We start from the raw sequence: 22,944 nt of genomic DNA, 5'->3' as shown, positions 1-22,944 counted from the left end.
GCATATAACAGCAATAAAATTACGAAGTTTCAGGTCATATCCCAGAAATCGAAAAAATATGAGCAAAATATCTGTAGTATTTCTCATGCTAGTGAAGCACCTGGGATCGTCAATATTTTGGACTATGATTATCAGTTAGCCAATTAAAGGCTAATTAGATATATTCAGTGCTGGTAACTCCGTATAAAAATCGTACCCAGTAAATTTTTTCGAGATTGAAATCATGGAACTGGAGGAAGCTGTCCAGCAGCTGTGGCAAAAAGATATTTATGCCGAAAGCGACATGGGCTGCACCGGACCAGTAATTCTAGTTAATGAGCAAAAGGACCAGTCAGCTAGGCAAGCTTTGACTGAAGCCAACTATTTGTAAATAATTTAACTGCAGACGGAAATGGTCTGCAGTTTTTTTTCGTACTGCCTTGACTCTCCCCTTACGTCAGACTTTAGACTAAGGAGGAAAGGGAGGATGTTCATGAAACCATTAATCCTAAAAGAGGTCTCACATAATAATTTGAAGGATGTCAGCTTAGAAATAACTAAAAATCAGCTGGTGGTCTTTACCGGCGTATCTGGTTCGGGGAAATCCAGTTTAGTTTTTGATACCATCGCTGCGGAGGCTCAGCGACAGATGAATGCCAACTATCCGGTATTCGTCCGTAATCGCATGCCTAAATACCGCAAACCTAAAGTTTCACGGATCGAAAATTTGAATCCAGCAATTGTGATTGATCAGACACCTTTAGGCGGCAACCAACGTTCCACCGTAGGCACGATCACGGAAATTTATTCTTTGTTACGACTGTTGTTTTCGCGGATAGGGATACCCCAAACATTATCAGCGGGGCACTTCTCCTTCAATAATCCCCAAGGCATGTGTCCGACTTGTTCGGGATTAGGGTTTGTTAACCAGATTGATTTTAACAAACTAATGGATACGACAAAGTCCTGGAGCGAGGGCGCTATGCTGGATACCAAGTACGCTATCGGCAGCTGGTATTGGAAGCAATATAACAAAGCAGACTTTTTTGATAGTTTTGTTCCTTTAAAGGATTTGCCAGAAAGACAGTGGAACCAGCTGATGTATGGACATCCTGATCGGGGATTAGAGCCATTAAATCCTAAGTTAGAGGGAATCAAGCGGAACTATGAGAGGATTTTATTGAAGCGAGATCTGTCGTCTTATGGTAAGCACTATGAAAAGAAACAACAGGATCTTTTGCAGCAAGGCTTGTGCCCTGATTGTCAAGGGAAACGGCTGAATCCTGTTTCTTTATCAATTACGCTTAACAAGCGATCGATTGCTGATTGTGTTCAAATGGATATGCATCATCTACTTAAATATTTGAAGGGGCTGAACTATCCGGCGGTTGCCGATGTGATTGAAGAGTTGCGGCGTCAGGTTCAGCGTCTGATTGATATCGGTCTGGATTACTTGCATTTGGATCGCCAGACGCCAACGCTTTCTGGTGGGGAAGCGCAGCGGGTGAAGCTTGTGAAGCATATGGGCAGCGCGTTGAATGGCATGTTTTATATTTTTGATGAACCAAGTACCGGGATGCATGCTCGAGATGTTTCGCGAATTAATCAGTTGCTGCAGGATTTGCGGGATAAGGAAAATACGGTTTTTGTGGTGGAGCATGATCCTGACGTGATTGCGGTGGCCGATGAGATTATCGACATTGGTCCCTTGGCTGGAAAAAGCGGTGGGGAGATTACTTTTAGGGGAAGTTATCAAGGCTTACTGGCTTCTGATAGCTTAACTGGAAAAGAGATTTTGCAGACGCCATCATTGAATACTCAACCGCGACCTTGGCAAGAAAAACTGACCATCAAGAATACTGATCTTCATAATTTGAAAAATGTAACGGTGGATATTCCTAAGCACATTTTGACAGTCGTTACTGGAGTGGCTGGTTCAGGGAAATCAACCTTGATCACGAAGGTTTTGCCGCAGCAGTACCCGGAAGAGCTATCTATTATTGATCAGTCTCCGATTAACGCAACACCACGGGCAACGCCGGCGACCTTCATGGGAATCTATGACGAAATTCGACGTTTGTTCGCCAGAGAAAATAAAGTCGACATCGGTATGTTCAGCTTTAATTCCAAGGGAGCTTGTCCTAACTGTCAGGGCAAAGGGGAAACCACCGTCGAGCTGGTTTTCATGGACCCGGTGGTAAATGAATGCGAAATGTGCCAAGGTAAGCGGTTCTCGTCTGAAGCAACGAGTTATCAATACTGGGAGCACACGATCTTGGATGTGCTGGAAATGACTCCGTTCGAGTCTAAAATGTTTTTCCAAGAAATAGGCAGTAAACGGATGAAGGAAAAATTACAGGCTCTAATCGATGTGGGTTTGAGCTACTTGCCGATTGGTCGGGCACTAATCACTTTATCCGGTGGTGAACGGCAGCGGCTGAAGCTGGCTAAGGCGATTAATCAAAAGGAATCGATTTTTGTTTTGGATGAGCCTACGACGGGACTGCATTTGTCGGATATACGTCAGCTCAATGGACTGTTTCAAAAGATTGTTGATAAAGGAAATACACTGATTGTTATCGAACACCATAGCGAGATTATGAAGCAGGCAGATTGGATCATCGATATCGGTCCCGATGGCGGGGTGAAGGGTGGTCAGGTAGTTTTCTGCGGGACTCCCGAAGATTTATTAACCAGTGGAACGATTACGGGTGATTATTTACAAAAAAGCATCAAGAACTAAAACAAGAGCCTCCTGCAGAGTTTTTGCAGGAGGTTTTAAGGGTTTCGTTCAGTATAAAAATAGTGCTTAATTTGGCGATAGTCTTCTATAGAAGAGTTTCCTTTTTACCAATGCTGCAGCTCAAAGGTTGCCCCTAGAACTTTTACATAATCCTTTTTGGCTTCAAAAACGTTTTTCGTACAAAAGTATTTCCGGTGGATTCGTTCGTCGTTGTTGCCTGATTCCGGTAGGATTCCTTTAAAAGCATGAACTTATGGTCGGTATATTCTTACTACAGACCCTGCATTATTTGTTGACCATAACCCTGTGAGCGGATAGCTGTATTCACTACGAAAAAAAGGTAAACAATCCCTGCATTCACAGTGTAATAGGTCATTTCCAACACTAGATCTTCATGCATTAAGCCGTCGAAATGTCCTTTTCCCTGTTGCACCATTTCCACCAGCCAGTCGAAGAGATGCTGCTCCTCTTCAGGAAGGAATCGAAATAAATAGCTTTGACTTGTGCTGGTTTGTCGGAAGTAATTGGAATTTCTTGAAAATTCAAGGTCATTGGCCTCCTTTTCGTTCTTCCTTCATTATAAAGAATCACTGATTAAAATTCGAATAAATTTTGATAAAAGGGAAAATTCATCTACTAAAACCAGCAATGACTTGACTTCTTTTCCAGATGATGAAATAGTAAGAAAGGCTTGAAAGCCAAGTGGCCAAAAGATGGCTAGCTGAAAGGAACGAACCCAATGGTCAACGTACATAAACCAACGAGTAGTAACATTTCTGCTTACGTTCATATCCCGTTTTGTGAGCATATTTGTTATTACTGTGATTTTAATAAAGTATTTATCGAAGGACAACCAGTGGATGAGTACATTGAAGCGCTATTGAAAGAGGCTCAGCTGCTGCAGGAACAGTATCCAGCAACTAATAATAAAACTCTTTATGTAGGAGGTGGCACACCTACTTCCTTGAGTGCTCTTCAGCTGGACCGTCTGTTAGGCGGATTACGGGAAATTATGCCTTTTACGGATGGCGAATTCACAGTCGAAGCAAACCCTGGTGATTTAACAGCAGACAAATTGAATGTCATGAAAAATTATGGCGTTAATCGATTATCAATGGGTGTGCAAACCTTCGATAATCGGCTGTTAAAGAAAATTGGCCGCAAGCACACTGCTGAGGATGTGTATCAAACAATTACTTTATTGGAAGAAAAAGCTTTTTCCAATGTTTCAATTGATTTGATCTATGCGTTGCCAGGACAAAGTCTAGAAAGCTTCCGAGATACAGTGAAACGCGCCCTGGAGTTGGACTTACCTCATTATTCGTTGTATTCACTGATTCTGGAAAATAAAACGATGTTCATGAACTGGGTACGCCGGGGCAAGCTGCAGATGCCGGATCAGGAACTGGAGGCTCAAATGTTCCTAGAAACGATTGAAGCCATGACCAAAGTTGGACGTTTGCAATACGAAGTCAGCAATTTTGCGACACCAGGTTTTGAAAGTCAGCACAATTTGGTTTACTGGAACAATGAAAATTATTATGGAATCGGAGCAGGTGCCAGTGGCTACTTAGGGAATTTACGCTACAAAAATCATGGACCGATTCAACATTATTTAAAGCCCTTAAAAGAGCAGCAGCTGCCAGTGATTGAAGAAGAAATACTCACTCGCAAAGCGCAAATTGAAGAGGAAATGTTTTTAGGTTTGCGGAAGCTGTCAGGTGTGGAAAAACAAAAATTTTATCAAAAATTTAATTGTTCACTAGGGGATATTTATCAAGAAAAAATCGATCAATTAGTTGCTCAAGAGTTATTGGTAGAAACGCCAAAATCCTTGGTGCTAACGCAAAAAGGACTGTTTCGTGGAAATGATGTTTTTGAGCAATTTTTAATCGAAGAAACAAATTAGCACTCTTATGTCGAGAGTGCTAATTTTTGTATGTTATTGCTTGACTTCTAGTGTCAGTGTGATATATTAGTAATCGAGTTAGCACTTATCAAGAAAGAGTGCTAACCAGAGGGTGAAGAAAAATGTTAACAGAACGACAAAATTTAATTCTTAGTTTAATCATCCAGCATTTTACTACCAACGGACAACCGGTTGGGTCAAAAAAATTGATGGAAGAAGGCGTCAATGCTAGTTCAGCGACTATTCGAAACGACATGAAGGCATTGGAAGAATACGGTTTGTTGGAAAAGACACATTCTTCTTCTGGACGAATTCCATCCATGAAAGGCTATCGCTATTACGTGGATCATTTATTGACGCCAGCGAAGGTCACGAAGCAAGAGGTGGATCAGATCCGATCTTCTTTAAAAAAAGATATTCATGAGATTGATGATATCATTCAGCAATCTGCGGATATTCTTTCACAGGTAACCAGCTACACTGCTTTTTCATCAGGACCAGAAATGAAAGACCGTAAATTAACGGGTTTTCGAATTGTACCTTTAAATGACAAGCAGATTTTAGCCATTATCGTAACGGATCGTGGCAACGTTGAAAGCCAAGTTTTTCGTATTCCTGACAATGTAGCTAGTAGTGATCTGGAAAAAATGGTCGCGATTATCAATGATCGGTTAGTTGGTGAGCCACTTCTGACAGTGTATCAAAAACTGCGGACGGAGATCCCTATGATTCTGCACAGGTATTTTCAAACCACTGATGGGATCTCAAATTTGTTTGATATCATTTTAAATGAAGCTTTTGAAGAAAAGGTTTTTGTCAGTGGTGGAATGAATATTTTAAATTACAATCATAACCCAGATGTACATCAATTTAAGATGATGTATTCCTTCATGGAAAACCCTAGTGAACTGACACAATTACTGCTACCTTTTAATTCGCCAATCCATATTCGGATAGGCTCGGAACTGGGCAACGAGCTTTTTGAGAACATGAGCCTGATCCAAGCAAGTTACGAGATCGAAGGACATGGAAAGGGTATAATCGGATTGTTGGGACCAGCAAGTATGCCTTATTCCCGAATGTTTAGCTTGATCGATGTATTTCGCAGGGAGTTGGGAGACAAGCTGGCGGATTATTATCGTTCGCTTGATCTTGATCAATAAAGGAGATGCGGATTATGAAAGAAGTCGACAAAGAAGCAGTAGATATGTCTGGCGTATCTGAGGAAGAAGCCGAAGCAACCGCTAAAGCTTTTGAAAATAAAAAAACGAAATATGATGAATTTTCTGAAGATGCAGTAGATGATTCCGGAATGACTGAAGAACAAACTGAAGCATTTGCGGAAGCATTCGAAGAAAGCAAAGAAGAAAAGAAGTAAATTAGACTCCCTTTTAAATCATCTGAATCAAAAATGAGGGAAGAAAGGTGGGCCCCAACGTTGAGTGAAGAAGAAAAAAATGAGCAACAACAAAATGAGGTTGAAACAAGCGCTGAGGAAATGACGGAAGAAGTAATCGAAGCAAGCCAAGAAGAACTTTTGCAAGCAAAAGTAGAGGAACTTGAAGACCAATACTTGCGAGCAAGAGCAGAAATTGCCAATATTACCAATCGCAACCGCAATGAAAGAGAACAGCTGCAAAAATACCGTTCTCAGGATTTAGCAAAAAAATTATTTCCAGCAATAGATAATTTAGAGCGGGCGATGGCAACTGAAGTTTCCAATGAACAAGGTGTCAGTTTGAAAAAAGGCGTAGAAATGGTTCTGGAAAGCATGCATCATGCATTGAAAGAAGAAGGCATTGAAGAAATTAAAGCTTCGGGAGAGGCCTTTGACCCGAATCTTCACCAAGCAGTTCAAACAATTCCAGCCGGTGATGATGTCGCGGCGGATACTATTGTTGAAGTCCTACAAAAGGGCTATAAGTTACACGATCGTGTGTTGCGGCCAGCAATGGTTATCGTAGCACAATAATATAGATAAAAATTATAAAAGGAGTGCGTTCAATTATGAGTAAAATTATTGGTATTGACTTAGGTACAACCAACTCTGCTGTAGCAGTTTTAGAAGGTGGAGAAGCAAAAATTATTGCTAATCCAGAAGGAAATCGTACAACACCATCAGTTGTTTCTTTCAAAAATGGTGAGATTCAAGTAGGGGAAGTTGCTAAGCGTCAAGCGGTAACCAACCCAAACACAATTTCTTCGATTAAACGTCACATTGGTGAAGCAGGTTACAAAACTGAAATCGAAGGAAAATCATATACACCTCAAGAAGTTTCAGCGATGATTCTACAATACATCAAGGGTTTTGCTGAGGACTACTTAGGTGAAAAAGTTGAAAAAGCAGTTATAACTGTTCCTGCATACTTTAATGATTCACAACGTCAAGCAACCAAAGATGCTGGTAAAATTGCTGGTTTGGAAGTTGAACGTATTGTCAACGAACCAACTGCGGCAGCACTAGCTTACGGTTTAGATAAAACAGATAAAGATCAAAAAATCTTGGTATTTGACCTTGGTGGTGGTACTTTCGACGTATCAATCCTTGAATTAGGTGACGGCGTATTTGACGTACTTTCAACAGCTGGAGATAACAAGCTAGGTGGGGATGACTTTGATAACAAAATCATTGATTACTTGGTTGCTGAATTCAAAAAGGAAAACGGTGTAGATCTTTCATTAGATAAGATGGCAATGCAACGTTTGAAAGACGCCGCTGAAAAAGCGAAAAAAGATTTGTCAGGCGTAAGCTCAACTCAAATTAGTTTACCATTTATCACTGCTGGCGATGCTGGTCCTTTGCATTTGGAAACCAGCTTGTCTCGTGCAAAATTTGACGAAATTACTGCTGATTTAGTTGAACGTACAAAAATTCCAGTACGTCAGGCATTGAAAGATGCTGGATTGTCTCAATCTGAAGTTGATGAAGTTATCTTAGTTGGTGGCTCAACTCGTATTCCTGCTGTTGTTGAAGCAGTTCGCAAAGAAACTGGTAAAGAACCAAATAAATCAGTAAACCCAGATGAAGTAGTAGCAATGGGTGCTGCTATCCAAGGTGGCGTAATTACTGGTGATGTGAAGGATGTTGTTTTACTAGACGTAACTCCTCTATCATTGGGTATTGAAACGATGGGTAGTGTATTTACTAAATTGATCGATCGCAACACAACGATCCCTACAAGTAAATCACAAGTCTTTTCTACCGCAGCAGATAACCAACCAGCTGTTGATATTCATGTTCTTCAAGGAGAACGACCAATGGCTAGCGATAACAAAACATTAGGTAGATTTCAATTGACAGATATCCCACCAGCACCACGTGGAATTCCTCAAATTGAAGTAACCTTTGATATTGATAAAAATGGTATTGTAAATGTTTCTGCCAAAGACTTAGGAACACAAAAAGAACAAAAAATTACAATTAAATCTTCTTCAGGTTTGTCTGATGACGAAATCGAACGCATGGTGAAAGACGCAGAAGCAAATGCAGAAGCCGATAAAGCCCGCAAAGAAGAAGTCGACTTACGTAATGACATCGACGCTTTACTATTCTCTGTTGACAAAACATTGAAGGAATTAGAAGGCAAAGTGGATGCTGATGAAGTGAAGAAAGCTGAAGATGCGCGCGAAGAGTTGAAGGCTGCAGTTGAAGCTAACGACTTAGAACAAATGAAAGAAAAACGCGATGCATTGAACGAAATCGTTCAAAACTTAACAGTAAAACTTTACGAACAAGCAGCGCAACAACAAGCTCAAGAAAATCCAGAAGCAGCGCAAGGCGGCGCGGATGATGTCGTAGATGCTGATTTTGAAGAAGTAGACGATGATGATAAGTAGTAATTAGCCTGTCGATAAAAAGCCAAAGTCATCGCTTTGGCTTTTTATTTTCCTTTAAAAAATCGGCTTTTAGATCAAAAAAATCCGAGAAAATACTCGTATCGATTTTGAATTATGATACAATACATAAGATGTTAAAAAGATGGAGGGAAGCCAATGGCTAACAAACGCGATTATTACGAAGTCCTGGGGGTCCAAAAAGGGGCTTCGGATGATGAAATAAAAAAAGCATACCGCAAGCTTTCCAAGCAGTATCACCCAGATATTAATAAAGAGGCTGATGCCGAAGATAAATTTAAGGAAATTTCTGAAGCTTATGAAATATTAAGTGATCCTCAGAAACGGGCAGCCTATGATCAGTATGGACATGCAGGAACTGATCCCAACTTTGGTGGTGGCGCTGGCGGATTCGGTGGCTTCGGCGGTGGAAGCGGAGGCTTTGGCAACGCAGGCTTTGGCTTCGAAGACATTTTCGAGTCATTCTTCGGTGGTGGAGGTCGGCAAGCTGATCCAAATGCTCCAAGACAAGGTGCTGACCTGCAATATTCAATCAATTTGGATTTTGAGGAAGCTGTTTTCGGCGTAGAAAAAGAAATCAAATACAACCGGGAAGAAGTCTGTCATACTTGTCATGGTAACGGTGCTAAACCAGGGACAGAACCTGTTGTCTGCCATAAATGTCATGGTTCAGGATCGATTAATGTGGAACACCAGACTCCGCTTGGCCGGGTAATGAGCCGACAAACCTGTGATGTTTGTCATGGTACCGGTAAAGAAATTAAAGAACCATGCCCCACTTGTCATGGCTCAGGTCATGAAAAACGTCCACACACTGTAAAAGTGAATGTGCCTGCAGGTGTAGAGGATGGTCAACAAATGCGTTTGGCTGACCAGGGAGAAGCCGGCGTAAACGGGGGTCCTTATGGCGATTTGTATGTGGTCTTCAAGGTAGCCCAAAGCGATATCTTTGATCGTGAAGGTGCAGAGATTTATTACACTTTACCATTGAGTTTTGTTCAAGCGGCTTTAGGAGATGAAGTAGCTGTTCCAACTGTTCATGGTGACGTGAAATTAAAGATTCCAGCTGGAACTCAAACGGGTACGAAATTCCGCCTAAGAGGCAAAGGAGCACCAAAATTACGCGGTAACACTACTGGTGATCAGCAAGTAACCGTACAAATTATTACACCAAAGAACTTAAACGAGCAGCAAAGAGACGCTTTACGTGCCTTTGCTGAAGCGGGTGGTCAAACGGTGACAGAACAAAAAGACGAAGGTTTCTTTGGGAAAGTTAAAGATGCATTCGGCGGAAAAAAATAGAATAGTGATCTAAGATTAAATCGGATCATTTTGAGGCTGCAAACGACTTTCTTAAAAGGATAGTGTTTGCAGCTTTTTATACATTATATAATGAAAACAAATTCAAAAAATCCTTATTGAGGAGCTTGGATAAAAGATACAGAGTTTTATGGCACATTAAAAGAAGGTTTAGTGGAATTTTTATATGCCTTTTTGTCAACATACTTAGCGTAATAGATATTTTTTTATTCAAACAAAAACAAACTTTTTTATTTTTTTGAAATAATTATCCTAAGTGGTTGAAATGATAGTATTTACACTAATGAAAGGTAAAATCAAACTAGTAGTAAGCATCTTCTTTTGTTTTTTATTGTTTGTTTGTTTGGAAAAGCGTTTACTTTTTTTTGGATTCATGCTATGATTGTCTTGTAAAAATATTTAGTGGATCGTTACTAACTTGATTAGGCGAGACTGCGAATAGTAGATCAAAATTCCTCAGGGAACTTGTCTACTGTTTGCAGTCTCTTTTTGTTTGAAAGGGGGGATAGGTATGTACCGAATAATCAAAATTCTGAATAACAACGTAGCTATTGTAAGAGATCCATCCGATAAACAAGCGGTAATTATGGGAGCAGGAATTACGTTTCAAAAGAAAAAGGGTGATTTGGTCAGTGAAAATTCTGTGGAAAGAACCTTTACTTTAAGAAACGAAGAATCACAAAATAACTTTTCCACTTTATTAAAAGATATACCGTTAGATTTCATTACCACCTCATACGAAATAATTGAACGTGCCATAAGTCATTATCATTACCCAGTCCAAGAGTATATTTATGTCACGTTGACTGATCATATTTACTTGAGCTATCAGAATTTAAACAAAGGAACCTATGAAAAGACTGGCTTGCCAGATATGAAATCAGATTATCCTTTGGAATATAAGATTGGCCAAGAAGCTTTGACACTGATAAAAGAAAAGCTAGCCGTTGATTTTCCGAAGGATGAGATTGGTCGAGTTGCGTTGCATTTTATTAATGCGAAGGGTTCGTTGGTTAATAGGCAATCAAATGATCATGTTGAAAAAGAATTAATCTCGCTTGTTCAAGGTGAACTATTGGCATCAGGCATTCGACGAACGGATAAAAACAAGAACTATTATGATCGATTAATGATCCATTTAAACTTTTTTTTAGAGCGGATGATGAGTAATCTAAATGAGACGGAACCCTTTTCGCTGAATTTTGAGGAGACGCTAAAAAATGATTATCCGCTGGCTTATCAAATCGGTAATCAGATTTATGAGCTGATCGAAAATAATTTAGGAAAGACGTTAAATCAAAATGAACGGATTTATTTTACCATTCACATCCAACGACTTTTATAAACGAAGGATAGTTACAAAAGCTTAAGGAATAAAGGTGCTAATCCTGTGAACCAGTCAAATTTAGGTCAAAACAAGAAAAGAAGGAGTAAAGACAATGACAGAATTAAAAAAGCTTCCAGAAGATTTTTTGATGGGAGGCGCAACAGCGGCTTACCAAGTAGAAGGTGCAATTGATAAAGATGGAAAAGGTCCTGTCGCTTGGGACACATTTCTAGTTGGAAAAGGGCGTTATACTGCTGAGCCAGCCAGTGATTTTTATCATCAGTATCCTGTGGATATTGAATTATGCAAAAAATTTAAGATTAACAGTTTACGAATGTCAATTGCTTGGAGCCGGATTTTTCCTGATGGTTATGGGGAAATCAATCAAAGGGGTGTCGATTATTATCATAATGTATTCGCAGAATGTGAAAAGCAGGGAATCACTCCTTTTGTGACGATTCATCATTTCGATACACCAAAAGCATTGTTCGATGAGGGCGACTTTTTAAATCGTGAAAATATAGAGCACTTCGTTAACTATGCGAAATTTTGCTTTGATGAATTTAAGGAAGTCTACTATTGGAGTACGTTTAATGAGATTTATCCAGCGGCGACCAATCAGTATTTAACCGGAGCCTTTCCGCCAGAGATTCAATTCGATCTGCAAAAAACCATTACAGCGCTACACAATATGATGTATGCTCATGCGCGAGCAGTGAATATTTTTAAAGAGGGTGATTACAAAGGTGAGATTGGAGTAGTTCATTCATTAGAACCCAAATATCCTGCTTCTGATAGTCCAGAAGATGTTCATGCTGCAGAGCTAGATGATGCGTTATCAGTAAAATTTTTGATGGATGCGACTTATTTAGGCTATTACTCGGAGCATACAATGACTTGTATCAACGAAATATTGGAAGCAAATGATACTAGTATTTCGATTGATGAAAACGATTTTATCGAAATGGAGAAAGCTGCCAACCGCAATGATTACCTGGGAATTAACAATTACGTGAGTCATTGGGTTAAAGCTTACAATGATGAGAGCCAGATGTTTTACAATACCACTGGCGAAAAAGGGACACAGGTCTATCGAATTAAGGGAATTGGTGAACGAATTCAGCGAACAGATTTGCCGCGGACGGATTGGGATTGGTTGATTTACCCAGAAGGTATTTATGATCTTTTAGTTCGGATTGAGCAAGACTATCCAAACTATCAGAAAATCTATATTACTGAAAACGGCCTAGGATATAAGGATAAGTTCGAAGATGGCATTATTCTCGATGAAGATCGCATTGATTATTTGCGTGGCTATTTCAATTACATAGCTAAAGCGATTGAGGATGGGGTAAACGTAAAGGGCTACTTTATTTGGTCGTTAATGGATGTATTTTCATGGGTAAATGGCTATAACAAGCGATACGGCTTGTTCTACGTTGACTTTAAAACACAGAAACGCTATCCAAAAGAATCAGCTTATTGGTATAAATTTGTTAGCGAAACGAAAACGATTATTTAGAAGAGGGTTTTGGAATGAATAAAAATGAGTTGCAAATGCTTGGTTTTGAAATTGTCGCCTATTCAGGAGATGCTCGCAGTTCCTTGTTGAGATTGCTCAAAGAAATTCGTGCTGGAAATTTTTCCAATGTTGAGGATAAGGTGCATGAAGCAGATGAAAACCTTAAATTGGCTCACAATGCACAAACTCAAGTGCTTTCAAATGAAGCGAGTGGGGAAGACTTAGAATTAGGGTTTATATTTATCCATGGTCAAGATCATTTAATGACTACATTGCTGCTAAGAGATCTGGTACAAGACTTTATAGAATTATACCAAGAGAAATATCGTTAAAACGATTTTAAGGAGGAAAACAAATGAATGTGATCATTCAACAAATTGAGAAGAGACAGGCATTTTTTCAAAAGATTTCCAAGAATATTTATCTAATGGCAATCAAAGACGGCTTTTTAGCAGCAATGCCAGTCATTTTGTTTTCAAGTATATTTATCTTATGTGCAGCCATTCCGCCTATCTTCGGATTAACATTGCCTAGCGGTATTGAAGAATGGCTTTGGAAAATCTATGATTTTACCATGGGAATTGTGGGTATGTTGGTAGCTGGAACAACGGCTCGTTGTTTAGCTGGTAGTATGAATCGTAAGATGCCTGAAGGAAAAGTAATCAATGAGACCTCTGTCATGCTGGCGGCGACCTGTGGATTTCTATTGCTGGCAATCACCAAAACAGATGGGGCTTTTGCAGCTGATTATATGGGAACAAAAGGAATTTTATCAGCATTCATCTCCGCATTTATTACTGTCAATATGTATAAGTTTTGTGTTATCCGTGACATCACGATCAAAATGCCAAAGGAAGTTCCGGGAACTATAGCTCAGAATTTTAGAGATGTTTTTCCCTTTTCATTTTCTGTTATAGCATGTGCCATTATTGATATTGGGGCTAGAACAGCAATCAATGCACCTTTTGGAGAAGTATTTTCAAAATTACTCTCACCATTGTTTGCAGGGGCGGAAAGTTATTTTGGGTTAGCGTTTATTTGGTTTTTAATTCCTTTATTTTGGTTTGTCGGGGTACATGGACCATCCGTTGTCAAACCAGGATTATCAGCTGCCTTATACGGAAATACTGAAGCAAACCTTCGAATTTTTACAGAGGGCGGTCACCCAACGCATGCTTTAACGGAAAATTTTGGTAATTTTATTGGTGAATTAGGCGGAACCGGAGCAACATTTATTGTCCCGATCATTTTCATTTTATTTATGCGTTCAAAACAATTGAAGACAGTTGGTAAAGCATCTATTATTCCAGTGATGTTTGCAGTCAATGAACCATTATTGTTTGCAGCACCGATTATTTTGAATCCGTATTTTTTTATTCCATTTTGTATCGCACCAGTAGTCAATGTATTGATTGGAAAATTGTTTATCAGTGTTTTAGGGATGAATGGATTTATGTACGTTCTCCCATGGGCCACTCCAGGACCAATCGGCACAGTCATGAATACAGGATTTCAACTCCTCTCAATTGTCCTATCAATTGTTCTATTACTTGTGGATTTTGCCATCTATTTCCCATTCTGTAAAGCTTACGATAAAGTGTTAGTTGCTCAGGAAGCAGAACGTGTGGAAGAGATAGACGAGTTGGAAGAAGCTGTGCCAACATTATCTGCTATGAATGCTGCAGCCATGATTGACAATGAAGAGTCGGCTATTATTGAAAAAGTAGTAATGAATTCCAGCGATATAGCTGAGAAAGATTTAAAAGTGTTGGTTTTATGTGCTGGGGCAGGCACGAGTGCAATGTTAGCGAATGCATTGGAGGAAGGGGCTAAAGAAACCGGTGCTAAAGTTATTGCCAAGGCGGGTGCTTATGGCTCACATTACGATATTATGCCGAGCTTTGATCTGGTGGTCTTAGCACCTCAAGTAAACTCTTATTATGAGGATATCAAAAAGGATACGGATAAATTAGGAATAAAACTGATTGCGACAAAAGGAGCAGAATACATTCAGTTGACTCGAAATCCAGCAGGAGCAATTAAATTTGTAATGGATCAAATAAGTTAGCTGATAAAAGGGTCTAAAATTATTGAGAATTTATAGATCAATTGAGAAGCCAATCATCACTCCAAAGATGATTGGCTTGTTCGCAGTTTTTCTAGGTAGATAAAATTGATAGGAGACAAAAAGTGAGTATAAGGAGTATAGATCATAGTAAAAAATATAGAAAGAATTTAGCATAGAACAGGGAAATCCTACCTTTTTTAACGGGTTATCTAATTGAATTCGTTTTTGGTTCCTGCTTCTTTTTTACGTGCAGCTGCCAGTATTGTCGCAGAAAGAAGAAGGACATGCTCAATGTAATCAGTTCTGTTAATGGTAAACTAATCCAAACACCCAGTAAATTAAAGCTTTGAGCCAATAAAATTACAAGCGGAATCAGAAGGAAATATCCCCGAGCCAAGGCTAGCATGAAAGCTTGCTTTGCCTGTCCAACAGCAGAAAAGAAAATACTAAAGACCACATTGAAGCTGGAGGCAAACAACGATAGAAAGAAGATCGGAATGCCGAAAGCCGCAATCTCGGTTAAAAACTGATTATTGTCGCGATTAAAGACTTGAATAATTGGATATTTGAGAAAGAAAAGTACAATATACAAAACGATTGCAAGGCTGGCACTAACCTTCAATCCGTAACGCAAAATTTGCTGAATTTTCTTGTCATCTTTTATGCTGGCTGCCTTGCTAACTAGCGGCTGAATACCTTGAGCTACCCCAGTGAAAAGAGATAAACCAACGATCAATACATTAGCTAAAACGCCATAAGCTGCTACTGCAATATCTCCGCTTAATGATAGAAGGACTTGGTTGAAAACTAAAATACTAACCCCAGTACTCATTTCGGCCAAAAAGGATGACAGCCCCAGCTGCGTACTTTTCCAGACCGTTCCAAGCTGCGGAATGGTCCAATCGAAGGAAATCTTACGTTTTGAAAAGCGTCTGTGAGTGCTTAAAATCAACAAGCTTACCACTGGAGATAAAACTGTTGCCAGGGCGGCCCCAGACATTCCCATATGGAAGATGAACACAAATACATAGTCAAAAATAATATTAAATATACTGGAGCTTATCATGGCCTTCATTGCTAATTGTGGATTCTGGTCATTTCGAATAAATGCCAAGCATAGATTGTTTAAAATAAAGAAGGGACCCATGATCATAATAAATCGCATATAGGTAGTTGTATATGCGATGGTATCCGTGCTAGCGCCTAATAAGCCAGCAATAGGATGAGCAAAAAAGATGCCAAGTACCGTGAAAAACAAACCAATAACTGTTCCGGCTACTATTAACTGAGAAAAGTAATTGCTTTTCTCTTTGTTCAAAGAAAAAAGAGTAGTACCGCCCATGCCTAAAAGCAACCCTAAACCACTTAACAGATTGAATAGTGGCAGGGCAATATTCAAGGCTGCTAAGCCCATTACCCCAACTCCATTCGCAATAAAAAAAGTATCTGCTAAAATGTACAACGATAAGCCTAATGTACTAAAAACACTCCGTGTGACATAACCCTTGATTTCTTTCATTTTTTAACCTCCAAAAAAAAGAGCAGCTGCTATCCTCCATTGGCCTATGGGATAGTCAACTACTCCAAACAAAACCCGGCGATTTTGCTTAAGTGTCCGTTTAATTTCCTTCATTCTAGCAATTCTTGCTTTAAAAGGCAATATTTATTTTTTAAAATTGTAATACATAATCCGTTCGCCGTTTGCTGGATCATGTTCGTTCGAATCAATAAATCCCAGCTTTTGATAATAAGCAAAGATCTTTTCATTTTCTTCATGAGCACTTAGATAGACTCGATGAACGGGAAAAGTTTGTTGCATATGTTCTAGTAGCAAGGGAATAAAATGCTTGCCATAACTTTTTCCTTGAAACTGCTGATCGATCATAATTCGATCCAGCCACATGCTTTCTTCGTGAAGCGCACCGATCATCGCAAAGCCCACTAAAGTATTCTCATCATATAGGGCCAAAGGGTGCCAGTGCAGAGAATAGTCATAAGCCGCCTCCAATAATGATTGGGCATTGCTCTCAATGAAATTTGCTTGCTTAGAATGAACTTTTAGCTGAACTACTTGGCTCCAATTTTTTTCATTTACTGGTTGAAGGAACAAATTCATGTTTCCACCTCGTTTAATTAATCTCTTAGCATCAAACGTTTGAGTCCACGGTAACGAGCTTGTGCCTGAACTGGGGCGTTGTCGGTAACCAAAAGAGCAATCATGACATATCCAATCCAGCTGTCACGGGAATAAAGCACATATTCCGGTACCCATTCGGTAGCGTATTTGTCTTTATATTCCTTTAAGCCGCCGAAGGAATAGAAACGAGAGCCAAAGTTGTAAACTAGATAAGCAATTCGTTCTTGAATAAAGCTCTTACGCGACGTTCCAACATTGGCCAATGGAGCCATTCCTAGATCAAAATACTGAATTTCTTGATCACGCATGTATTCAAACAAGTTAATGAATAAGAAATCCATTGATCCGCTGGGTGCTTGAGAAGGGCTGTGACGCATTAAATCAATTGTACCAATTTCTTTTGTATAAGTTGGCATGAAATTAGCAAAAGCCACAATTTGTTCTTCCGCATCCTTCACCACTGCAATAGGAGCTCGTTGCAAGTAATCCTCGGAAAAGAAGCCGAGAGAAAACCCTTTTTCCTTACGACCATCCAGCCACTCGTCCGAAATCTTTTTTAGTTGTCCCATTATAACAGAATCAAAGGGCGGCTGCAGCACTTCGAAGTGGTAACCTTGTTTAATGTTTTTATTGAAGCTAGAGCGTTGCCCCTTCATTTTCTTGCCGCTCAAGCTAAAATCTGGTAAATAAACATGAGCCTTCTCACCAAACTTAATAAAATCATAACCGAATTCATGCAGGATCATAACCATTTCTTCGCTGGTTTCATAAAAGACTGGTAAATAGTTGTACTGATCGGCTGCTTGAATCAATTCTTCCGTCGCAGCTTCAAAGTCTTCTTTTTTACCAGAAGGATCCCCCATTACCAAAAGTTTATTGTTAAAGGTAGCCAGCTGGAAGTAGACGGTGTCTGCTTCGCCATCATTGTATATATAAACTTCTTTGTCTTTTAGGAAAACCAATTGGCTATCTGGATTGCCACCATAAGTCGTCAAAATTGCTTGTACTCGGTCCTCGTCTAAGACTTCGCCGATCTTTATTCGTTTCCCCTTTAGATAGCGGACAAACAGCAGTACCATAACCGAAACAATTAGAATAGCAATAAAACCAGTCATCCAAATACGCTCACTAGGAAATAAGAAAAATTCTGGCAAGTGGTGGCGGTGGTGAATTGTAGGACTGTTGTAAACGCCAATAATGACATACAACAGTGTCAAGCCGCCAACAATGATGCCATCAATTGTTAGCCATTCCGCTGAATACACTAGTTGTTCACGATAAAGCTCTCCTTTGGAAAAAATGACGAACAGCAGCAGTAAAACTAAAAAGATGCCACTAGAGATGTGAAAACCAGCTAGTAGTGAATACAAACCAGTCAAGATAACCAAAAAAATCGTAGGATAATAAGCTCTTTTTACTCTAGCTGAAACCGCCCGACCTGCGATAATCAACAGGTAGCCTAATAAGATCGCTGGGAAGATTACAATTACTCGCGAACGAATCGGATTAAGATGTTGCAGAAAACGGAAGCGAATAAAAGCTTCTGGAATAGTTGCAGATAGAACCAGCATAATTCCCGTGAAATACAAGAAAAATGTCTCTAGCTTATGGGAGAGTTCCTTTAATAAGTCGATGGGAATATTATTATAACGGTCATTTAAGGTAGTGCCGACATTTTTAATGAATAAAACGACTCCGATTAGGAAAGGGATAATGTAATAGAACAACCGATAAAGCAAAATCCATGCGATTACTGTTTCTCTATTAATACCTAATGCGGATAAACCAATAATCATCATCAAATCAAAGCTGCCTAATTCGCCAGGAATCATAGAAGCAATACCGATAACAGTAGCAGCGATAAACAAAGGGATAACCTGAAGGACATTCATATGAATTCCCATCAGTAATCCTGTAGTAATAAAGGCAGTTAAAACCCCAGTCCATTCTAGAAAGGAAGTACCCACTAATTGGAAACGTTCTTTATTTTTCAAGTCTCCTAGATATTCACCTTTACCAAAAAAACTTAGCCCAAAAACGATTGGAAAATATAAACCACCGCCAATCAACCAGATCCAATACTGTTTAAGGTATTGATTGGTCTGATCAAAAATAACTAGAAAAAAGGAAATTAGGGCAAAGATGGATAACCCTGACATGGTAAAGACTAAAATTTTTGACAGAGCCTGTACAACTTTTTTACCGGAGGAATCCTTGCCGTAAAACTCTGAACGTAGGCCGGCGCTGATGAAACCGCCAAAGCCAGCAATGTTGTTTAAGGTGTTAATTAACCAGCTGGTTTCCAGTAGATAACTCAGCTTTGGCTTTTGTCCCAATAATTTGTTTAAAATAATGTCATAACCAAACATTGGGGTAATTGAGATAAAGGAAATCACCGCCATTAAGACAATATTACCTTTGCTAATGTTGCTAAAGGTGGTTCCTAATTGATCAAAAGAGACCGTTTTTCCAATGTTACCTAGTTCGACGCCAACGATCACAATAACTGAAATCAGGAAAATTGTTTTCAATTTTTTTGCATGGGTTTGAAACCAGTTCATGATACTTTTCACTTAATCACTCCGCTCTTCCAATAAAAATTCTAACACCTCTTGATTGAAGCGTTTGGGGTTTCTGCGAGCAAACATGTGTCCTTGGCCTGAGACAATCGCAAAACTAGCGTTAGGAATTGACCGGGCAATATACATCGAATGCTGCGTCTTTACCACATCATGCTTGCCAACAATAACTAAAGTTGGCGCCTTAATTTTTTCTAAATCTTCAGTCGATAAGCCGATTTCACTGAACAACAGCCGCAAAATAGGTAGAAAGTTCCGCATACCCTTATCCACAAAAGATCCCAACCAGACAATGCTATATTGAATATAACTTGCCAGATGAGGCAGCAGTCGAATGCCGCTAGGGAAAGTATTCCCAGCGTTAAGAATCAGGTGGTTAATCCGATCAGGATACATGGAAGCAAAGACCATCGCTAAATTAGCACCATCGCTAAAGCCTAATAAATCAGCCTTTTCAATTTGTTCCAACTCCATAATATGATGCAAGTCTTCCGCCATTAACTGGAAGTTAATTTCAGGCCGCATATTAGTAGAACGACCGTGTCCTCGGCTATCAACAACAAACACCCCGAAGTGTTTACAGAAGCTGTTAATCTGTTTCGAGAAATAGCGACCACTTCCGCCGTTGCCGTGCAACAGGAAGAGGGCTGGACCATTTCCATATGTTTCGTAATAAATTTGCGAGCCGTCGGGCATACTCGCAGTTTTCTTTTCGCTCTTCAAATCATCACCTACTTCTATCAGTATACCGATTTTCAACCAAGTTGAACAACAATTAGGATGTTGTCGAAAATTAACGCTTTTTTACGAATGATTAAAGAAATGTAAAATGCTTGTGATTCTCTTCCAAAAGTTGATTTACATCTTGTAATATAAAGGAAATGATGAAAATAGTTTGGATGAAATCAAATGAAATTTTTTAGAAAAATTTTGAAATATACTATAAGCATACTCGTATTAGCCGCTCTTTTGCTAGGCCTTTTTATCGGCTATCGTACCTATCAATTCACTAAAAATGTTAATGAATACCGAGATGAAGTGGAAATCGTTGCTCAAGAACATGGGGTACAGGAGTTCACAAATACCATTCTGGGTATTATGTATACAGAATCAAAAGGAATTGGCACAGATCTAATGCAAAGCTCGGAAAGTGCCTATGGAAGTCGTGGTCAAATTACTTCCCAGAAGGAAAGCATTGAATATGGAGTAGAACATTTTGCCGAAAGCTACCAACTTGCTCAACAAGCTGGATGTGATTTGTCGACGGCTATTCAGGCTTATAATTATGGTTTTCAATACATTGATTACGTGAAAAATAATGGTGGTGAGAATTCAGTTGAGCTGGCGGAGCAATACTCGCGGGACGTTCTCTCGCCAGGACTAGGAAACAGTACTCAAAATCAATACCGTTACGTAAAACTACAGTCCCTTTTATACAATGGCGGCTACTTATATAGTAATGGCGGCAACATGTTTTACGCTGATATCGTGGCCATGAATGAGAAGCTAGTAGATTGGTTTCAAATGATTCAAAAATGATCTTGAAAACTTGAAAAATACTGGGAATATGCTATACTGATATTTGTATAATTTTGCCTTAAAAATCGCTCTGATTAAGAAATGAATTGGAGCGATTTTTGTAGCTATTATCGTATTTTTGAAAAGCTCAGGTGATGAGAATTGGCACAAAGAATTCCTCAGGAAGTAATTGATGAAGTTCGTGAGCGCACGAACATTGTTGAAGTCGTTGGGCAGTATGTTCAGTTGAAGAAGTCAGGCAAGAATTATGTGGGACTCTGTCCGTTTCATGAAGAGAAAACCCCATCATTTTCAGTTGTAGAAGACAAACAAATTTTCCATTGCTTCGGTTGTGGGAAAGGCGGGAATGTCTTTACTTTTTTGCAGGAGCTGGAGGGACTTAGTTTTCCTGAATCAGTGAAGAAAGTCGCTGACATAGAACAGATCTCACTAGGAGTTGAAATTTCCACTGAACCAACCGGAGAAAGCTCCAATCGGTTGCAGCCACTAATTTCCCTCCATGAGAAAATTCGAGATCTGTATCATCACATTTTGGTAAATACGAAAGCGGGTGAAGAAGCCTTAGCATATCTTCACAAACGCGGATTAAGCGATCAGCTGATTGATGAATTCAAGATTGGTTTTGCACCTAATCAGCGAGATTTTCTGGTTCAGATTTGTCGTAAGGATCGGGTGCCAGAAGATATTATGGCACGCAGCGGACTATTTATTCAGCGAGACGACGGACGTTTTAGTGATCGATTTTATCAGAGGGTCATGTTCCCACTAAATGACTCCCGTGGGAAGACAATCGGCTTTTCCGGACGTCTTTTGCAAACCCAAGATTTCCCGGGAGAAGATCAGCCCAAATACTTGAATTCGCCAGAAACGGAATTGTTCAACAAGCGTGAAGTGTTGTTTAACTTCGACAAGGCTCGAAATGAGATTCGCAAGCAAGGCGAAGCCATTTTGTTTGAAGGATTTATGGACGTGCTAGCCGCTTGGCAGGCCGATATTAAGATTGGCATAGCCTCGATGGGAACCAGTCTGACTGAGCAGCAAATTATGGCAATTGAACGAATTACTAGCCATGTGGTTGTCGCCTATGATGGAGACCGAGCAGGATTGGCTGCAACTGATCGCGCATTGGCAATTCTAGGTGCTCATAGTCGTTTATCTCTTTCAGCTGTCACTATTCCTGAAAAGATGGATCCAGATGAATATTTACGTAAATATGGCGCCGAAGAGTTGCGGAATTTATTGCAGCATGGCCGTCAGACACCGTTTGTTTTTCAGATGCATTACCGTAAAAAAGACGTGAATCTCGACAATGAGAACGATCGACTCACGTATTTGAATGGCTTGGTTGAAGAATTAGTGAAGGTTCAATCGCCAGTGGAGCAGGATTTATATCTTGGCCAGCTGGCAGAAGACTTTAACTTAACTCGAGATAGCCTGAAGCAGCAGTTGCGGCAGGCTCGTCAAACTTCACGTATGGAACGTCGACAGCAGACCCCTCAACAAAGGGCTACTACCGTTACTGCCGAGCCTAAGACTATTCTTTCCCGTCAAGAAAAGGCGGAACGAATGCTGATCTATCGGGCAATGAATGAGACTAGCGTACGTGAACAGCTGGTGCAACAGGAATTTCAATTTATCCATGATCGCTATCAAGAGTTGCTACTCTACTTAGATAGTTATATGATGGTTCATGGACAGTTCGTTTTGGCGGACTTTTTGAACTATTTAAAGGAAGACTCGATGAAGCAATTGGTTATCGATATTTCCGTTTTACAAATGTCAGAAGATAGCAATGAACGTGAAATCTATGACTTTATGCAGGTGATTGCCCAATCTAGTATCGCTGATGAAATTAAGCAACGACAAAAAGAGCAGCTAGAAGCTAGAAAAACGGGAAATCAGCAGCGGGAATTGGAATTAACGATTCAAATTATCGAATTGACAAAGCGCTTGAAACAAGCCTAAA

At 39.7% G+C, this 22,944-nt stretch carries 19 protein-coding genes; 14 read left to right on the top strand and 5 right to left on the bottom strand.

The genetic code is table 11. The annotated features are described in order from the left end of the window. Positions 1 to 223 precede the first annotated feature (223 nt). Both IGI49_RS06620 and IGI49_RS06615 read left to right on the top strand, forming a co-directional pair. The gene (locus IGI49_RS06620) at positions 224 to 370 is read left to right on the top strand and encodes a hypothetical protein (protein WP_429963875.1); all 147 of its coding nucleotides are present in this window, start codon (positions 224 to 226) and stop codon (positions 368 to 370) included. Between the two features lie 102 nt (positions 371 to 472). Then, positions 473 to 2,722: an ATP-binding cassette domain-containing protein gene (locus IGI49_RS06615; protein WP_429963874.1), complete on the top strand. Its 2,250-nt coding sequence runs from the start codon at positions 473 to 475 to the stop codon at positions 2,720 to 2,722. 399 nt (positions 2,723 to 3,121) lie between these two features. Here the strand turns inward: IGI49_RS06615 and IGI49_RS06610 are convergent, their stop codons facing one another. Further along, a complete protein-coding gene (locus IGI49_RS06610; RefSeq protein ID WP_429963873.1) occupies positions 3,122 to 3,268 on the bottom strand; it encodes a hypothetical protein in 147 nt (48 codons plus the stop codon). Between the two features lie 193 nt (positions 3,269 to 3,461). On the opposite strand from IGI49_RS06610, the gene hemW reads away from it, so the two are divergent. The 10 genes from hemW to IGI49_RS06560 all read left to right on the top strand — a co-directional run bounded on the left by hemW (position 3,462) and on the right by IGI49_RS06560 (position 14,723). Beyond that, the gene (hemW, locus tag IGI49_RS06605; RefSeq protein ID WP_429963872.1) at positions 3,462 to 4,631 is read left to right on the top strand and encodes a radical SAM family heme chaperone HemW; all 1,170 of its coding nucleotides are present in this window, start codon (positions 3,462 to 3,464) and stop codon (positions 4,629 to 4,631) included. Positions 4,632 to 4,753: 122 nt separating this feature from the next. After that, on the top strand, positions 4,754 to 5,794 hold the full coding sequence (hrcA, locus tag IGI49_RS06600) for a heat-inducible transcriptional repressor HrcA (RefSeq protein WP_207702506.1): 1,041 nt from the start codon (positions 4,754 to 4,756) through the stop codon (positions 5,792 to 5,794). A 14-nt stretch (positions 5,795 to 5,808) separates the two neighbouring features. After that, on the top strand, positions 5,809 to 6,009 hold the full coding sequence (locus tag IGI49_RS06595) for a hypothetical protein (RefSeq protein WP_207702505.1): 201 nt from the start codon (positions 5,809 to 5,811) through the stop codon (positions 6,007 to 6,009). 60 nt (positions 6,010 to 6,069) lie between these two features. Continuing rightward, entirely contained in the window at positions 6,070 to 6,603 is a 534-nt protein-coding gene (gene grpE / locus IGI49_RS06590; protein ID WP_429963871.1) for a nucleotide exchange factor GrpE, read from the top strand. Between the two features lie 35 nt (positions 6,604 to 6,638). Continuing rightward, positions 6,639 to 8,468, top strand: coding sequence for a molecular chaperone DnaK (dnaK, locus tag IGI49_RS06585; protein ID WP_207702503.1), 1,830 nt, complete (start codon positions 6,639 to 6,641; stop codon positions 8,466 to 8,468). Positions 8,469 to 8,624: 156 nt separating this feature from the next. Then, complete coding sequence (gene dnaJ / locus IGI49_RS06580) at positions 8,625 to 9,788, top strand: molecular chaperone DnaJ (RefSeq protein WP_207702502.1); 1,164 nt, start codon at positions 8,625 to 8,627, stop codon at positions 9,786 to 9,788. Positions 9,789 to 10,317: 529 nt separating this feature from the next. Beyond that, complete coding sequence (locus tag IGI49_RS06575) at positions 10,318 to 11,151, top strand: PRD domain-containing protein (protein WP_429963870.1); 834 nt, start codon at positions 10,318 to 10,320, stop codon at positions 11,149 to 11,151. 94 nt (positions 11,152 to 11,245) lie between these two features. Beyond that, positions 11,246 to 12,655: a 6-phospho-beta-galactosidase gene (lacG, locus tag IGI49_RS06570; RefSeq protein WP_429963869.1), complete on the top strand. Its 1,410-nt coding sequence runs from the start codon at positions 11,246 to 11,248 to the stop codon at positions 12,653 to 12,655. Between the two features lie 14 nt (positions 12,656 to 12,669). Continuing rightward, complete coding sequence (locus tag IGI49_RS06565) at positions 12,670 to 12,987, top strand: PTS lactose/cellobiose transporter subunit IIA (RefSeq protein ID WP_429963868.1); 318 nt, start codon at positions 12,670 to 12,672, stop codon at positions 12,985 to 12,987. A gap of 23 nt (positions 12,988 to 13,010) precedes the next feature. After that, on the top strand, positions 13,011 to 14,723 hold the full coding sequence (locus IGI49_RS06560; RefSeq protein WP_429963867.1) for a PTS lactose transporter subunit IIBC: 1,713 nt from the start codon (positions 13,011 to 13,013) through the stop codon (positions 14,721 to 14,723). 205 nt (positions 14,724 to 14,928) lie between these two features. Here the strand turns inward: IGI49_RS06560 and IGI49_RS06555 are convergent, their stop codons facing one another. The 4 genes from IGI49_RS06555 to IGI49_RS06540 form a co-directional block, all read right to left on the bottom strand. After that, a complete protein-coding gene (locus IGI49_RS06555; protein ID WP_429963866.1) occupies positions 14,929 to 16,242 on the bottom strand; it encodes an MATE family efflux transporter in 1,314 nt (437 codons plus the stop codon). A gap of 144 nt (positions 16,243 to 16,386) precedes the next feature. Further along, positions 16,387 to 16,839 (bottom strand): GNAT family N-acetyltransferase, encoded by a 453-nt coding sequence (locus IGI49_RS06550; RefSeq protein WP_429963865.1) that lies wholly within the window; start codon positions 16,837 to 16,839, stop codon positions 16,387 to 16,389. Between the two features lie 17 nt (positions 16,840 to 16,856). Then, the gene (mprF, locus tag IGI49_RS06545; protein ID WP_429964977.1) at positions 16,857 to 19,421 is read right to left on the bottom strand and encodes a bifunctional lysylphosphatidylglycerol flippase/synthetase MprF; all 2,565 of its coding nucleotides are present in this window, start codon (positions 19,419 to 19,421) and stop codon (positions 16,857 to 16,859) included. A 12-nt stretch (positions 19,422 to 19,433) separates the two neighbouring features. Further along, complete coding sequence (locus IGI49_RS06540) at positions 19,434 to 20,162, bottom strand: alpha/beta fold hydrolase (RefSeq protein ID WP_429963864.1); 729 nt, start codon at positions 20,160 to 20,162, stop codon at positions 19,434 to 19,436. Positions 20,163 to 20,348: 186 nt separating this feature from the next. Between IGI49_RS06540 and IGI49_RS06535 the strand changes: the two genes are divergently transcribed. Continuing rightward, a complete protein-coding gene (locus IGI49_RS06535) occupies positions 20,349 to 20,978 on the top strand; it encodes a lysozyme family protein (protein ID WP_429963863.1) in 630 nt (209 codons plus the stop codon). Between the two features lie 141 nt (positions 20,979 to 21,119). Then, entirely contained in the window at positions 21,120 to 22,943 is a 1,824-nt protein-coding gene (gene dnaG / locus IGI49_RS06530; RefSeq protein WP_429963862.1) for a DNA primase, read from the top strand. Position 22,944 lies beyond the last annotated feature (1 nt).

This window comes from Enterococcus sp. AZ071, from assembly GCF_050499065.1.
GTDB classification, from domain to species: domain Bacteria; phylum Bacillota; class Bacilli; order Lactobacillales; family Enterococcaceae; genus Enterococcus_A; species Enterococcus_A ferrettii.
The sequence above is the reverse complement of the archived record's forward strand: the minus strand, read 5'-3'. Positions and strand labels throughout refer to the sequence as shown.

Coding starts and splice junctions, on each gene's coding strand:
- IGI49_RS06595 (WP_207702505.1), top strand. CDS start 5,809: ATGAAAGAAGTCGACAAAGAAGCAGTAGATATGTCTGGCGTATCTGAG.
- lacG (WP_429963869.1), top strand. CDS start 11,246: ATGACAGAATTAAAAAAGCTTCCAGAAGATTTTTTGATGGGAGGCGCA.
- hrcA (WP_207702506.1), top strand. CDS start 4,754: ATGTTAACAGAACGACAAAATTTAATTCTTAGTTTAATCATCCAGCAT.
- hemW (WP_429963872.1), top strand. CDS start 3,462: ATGGTCAACGTACATAAACCAACGAGTAGTAACATTTCTGCTTACGTT.
- IGI49_RS06575 (WP_429963870.1), top strand. CDS start 10,318: ATGTACCGAATAATCAAAATTCTGAATAACAACGTAGCTATTGTAAGA.
- IGI49_RS06555 (WP_429963866.1), bottom strand. CDS start 16,242: ATGAAAGAAATCAAGGGTTATGTCACACGGAGTGTTTTTAGTACATTA.
- IGI49_RS06535 (WP_429963863.1), top strand. CDS start 20,349: ATGAAATTTTTTAGAAAAATTTTGAAATATACTATAAGCATACTCGTA.
- mprF (WP_429964977.1), bottom strand. CDS start 19,421: ATGAACTGGTTTCAAACCCATGCAAAAAAATTGAAAACAATTTTCCTG.
- dnaJ (WP_207702502.1), top strand. CDS start 8,625: ATGGCTAACAAACGCGATTATTACGAAGTCCTGGGGGTCCAAAAAGGG.
- IGI49_RS06615 (WP_429963874.1), top strand. CDS start 473: ATGAAACCATTAATCCTAAAAGAGGTCTCACATAATAATTTGAAGGAT.
- IGI49_RS06560 (WP_429963867.1), top strand. CDS start 13,011: ATGAATGTGATCATTCAACAAATTGAGAAGAGACAGGCATTTTTTCAA.
- IGI49_RS06565 (WP_429963868.1), top strand. CDS start 12,670: ATGAATAAAAATGAGTTGCAAATGCTTGGTTTTGAAATTGTCGCCTAT.
- IGI49_RS06620 (WP_429963875.1), top strand. CDS start 224: ATGGAACTGGAGGAAGCTGTCCAGCAGCTGTGGCAAAAAGATATTTAT.
- dnaK (WP_207702503.1), top strand. CDS start 6,639: ATGAGTAAAATTATTGGTATTGACTTAGGTACAACCAACTCTGCTGTA.
- IGI49_RS06550 (WP_429963865.1), bottom strand. CDS start 16,839: ATGAATTTGTTCCTTCAACCAGTAAATGAAAAAAATTGGAGCCAAGTA.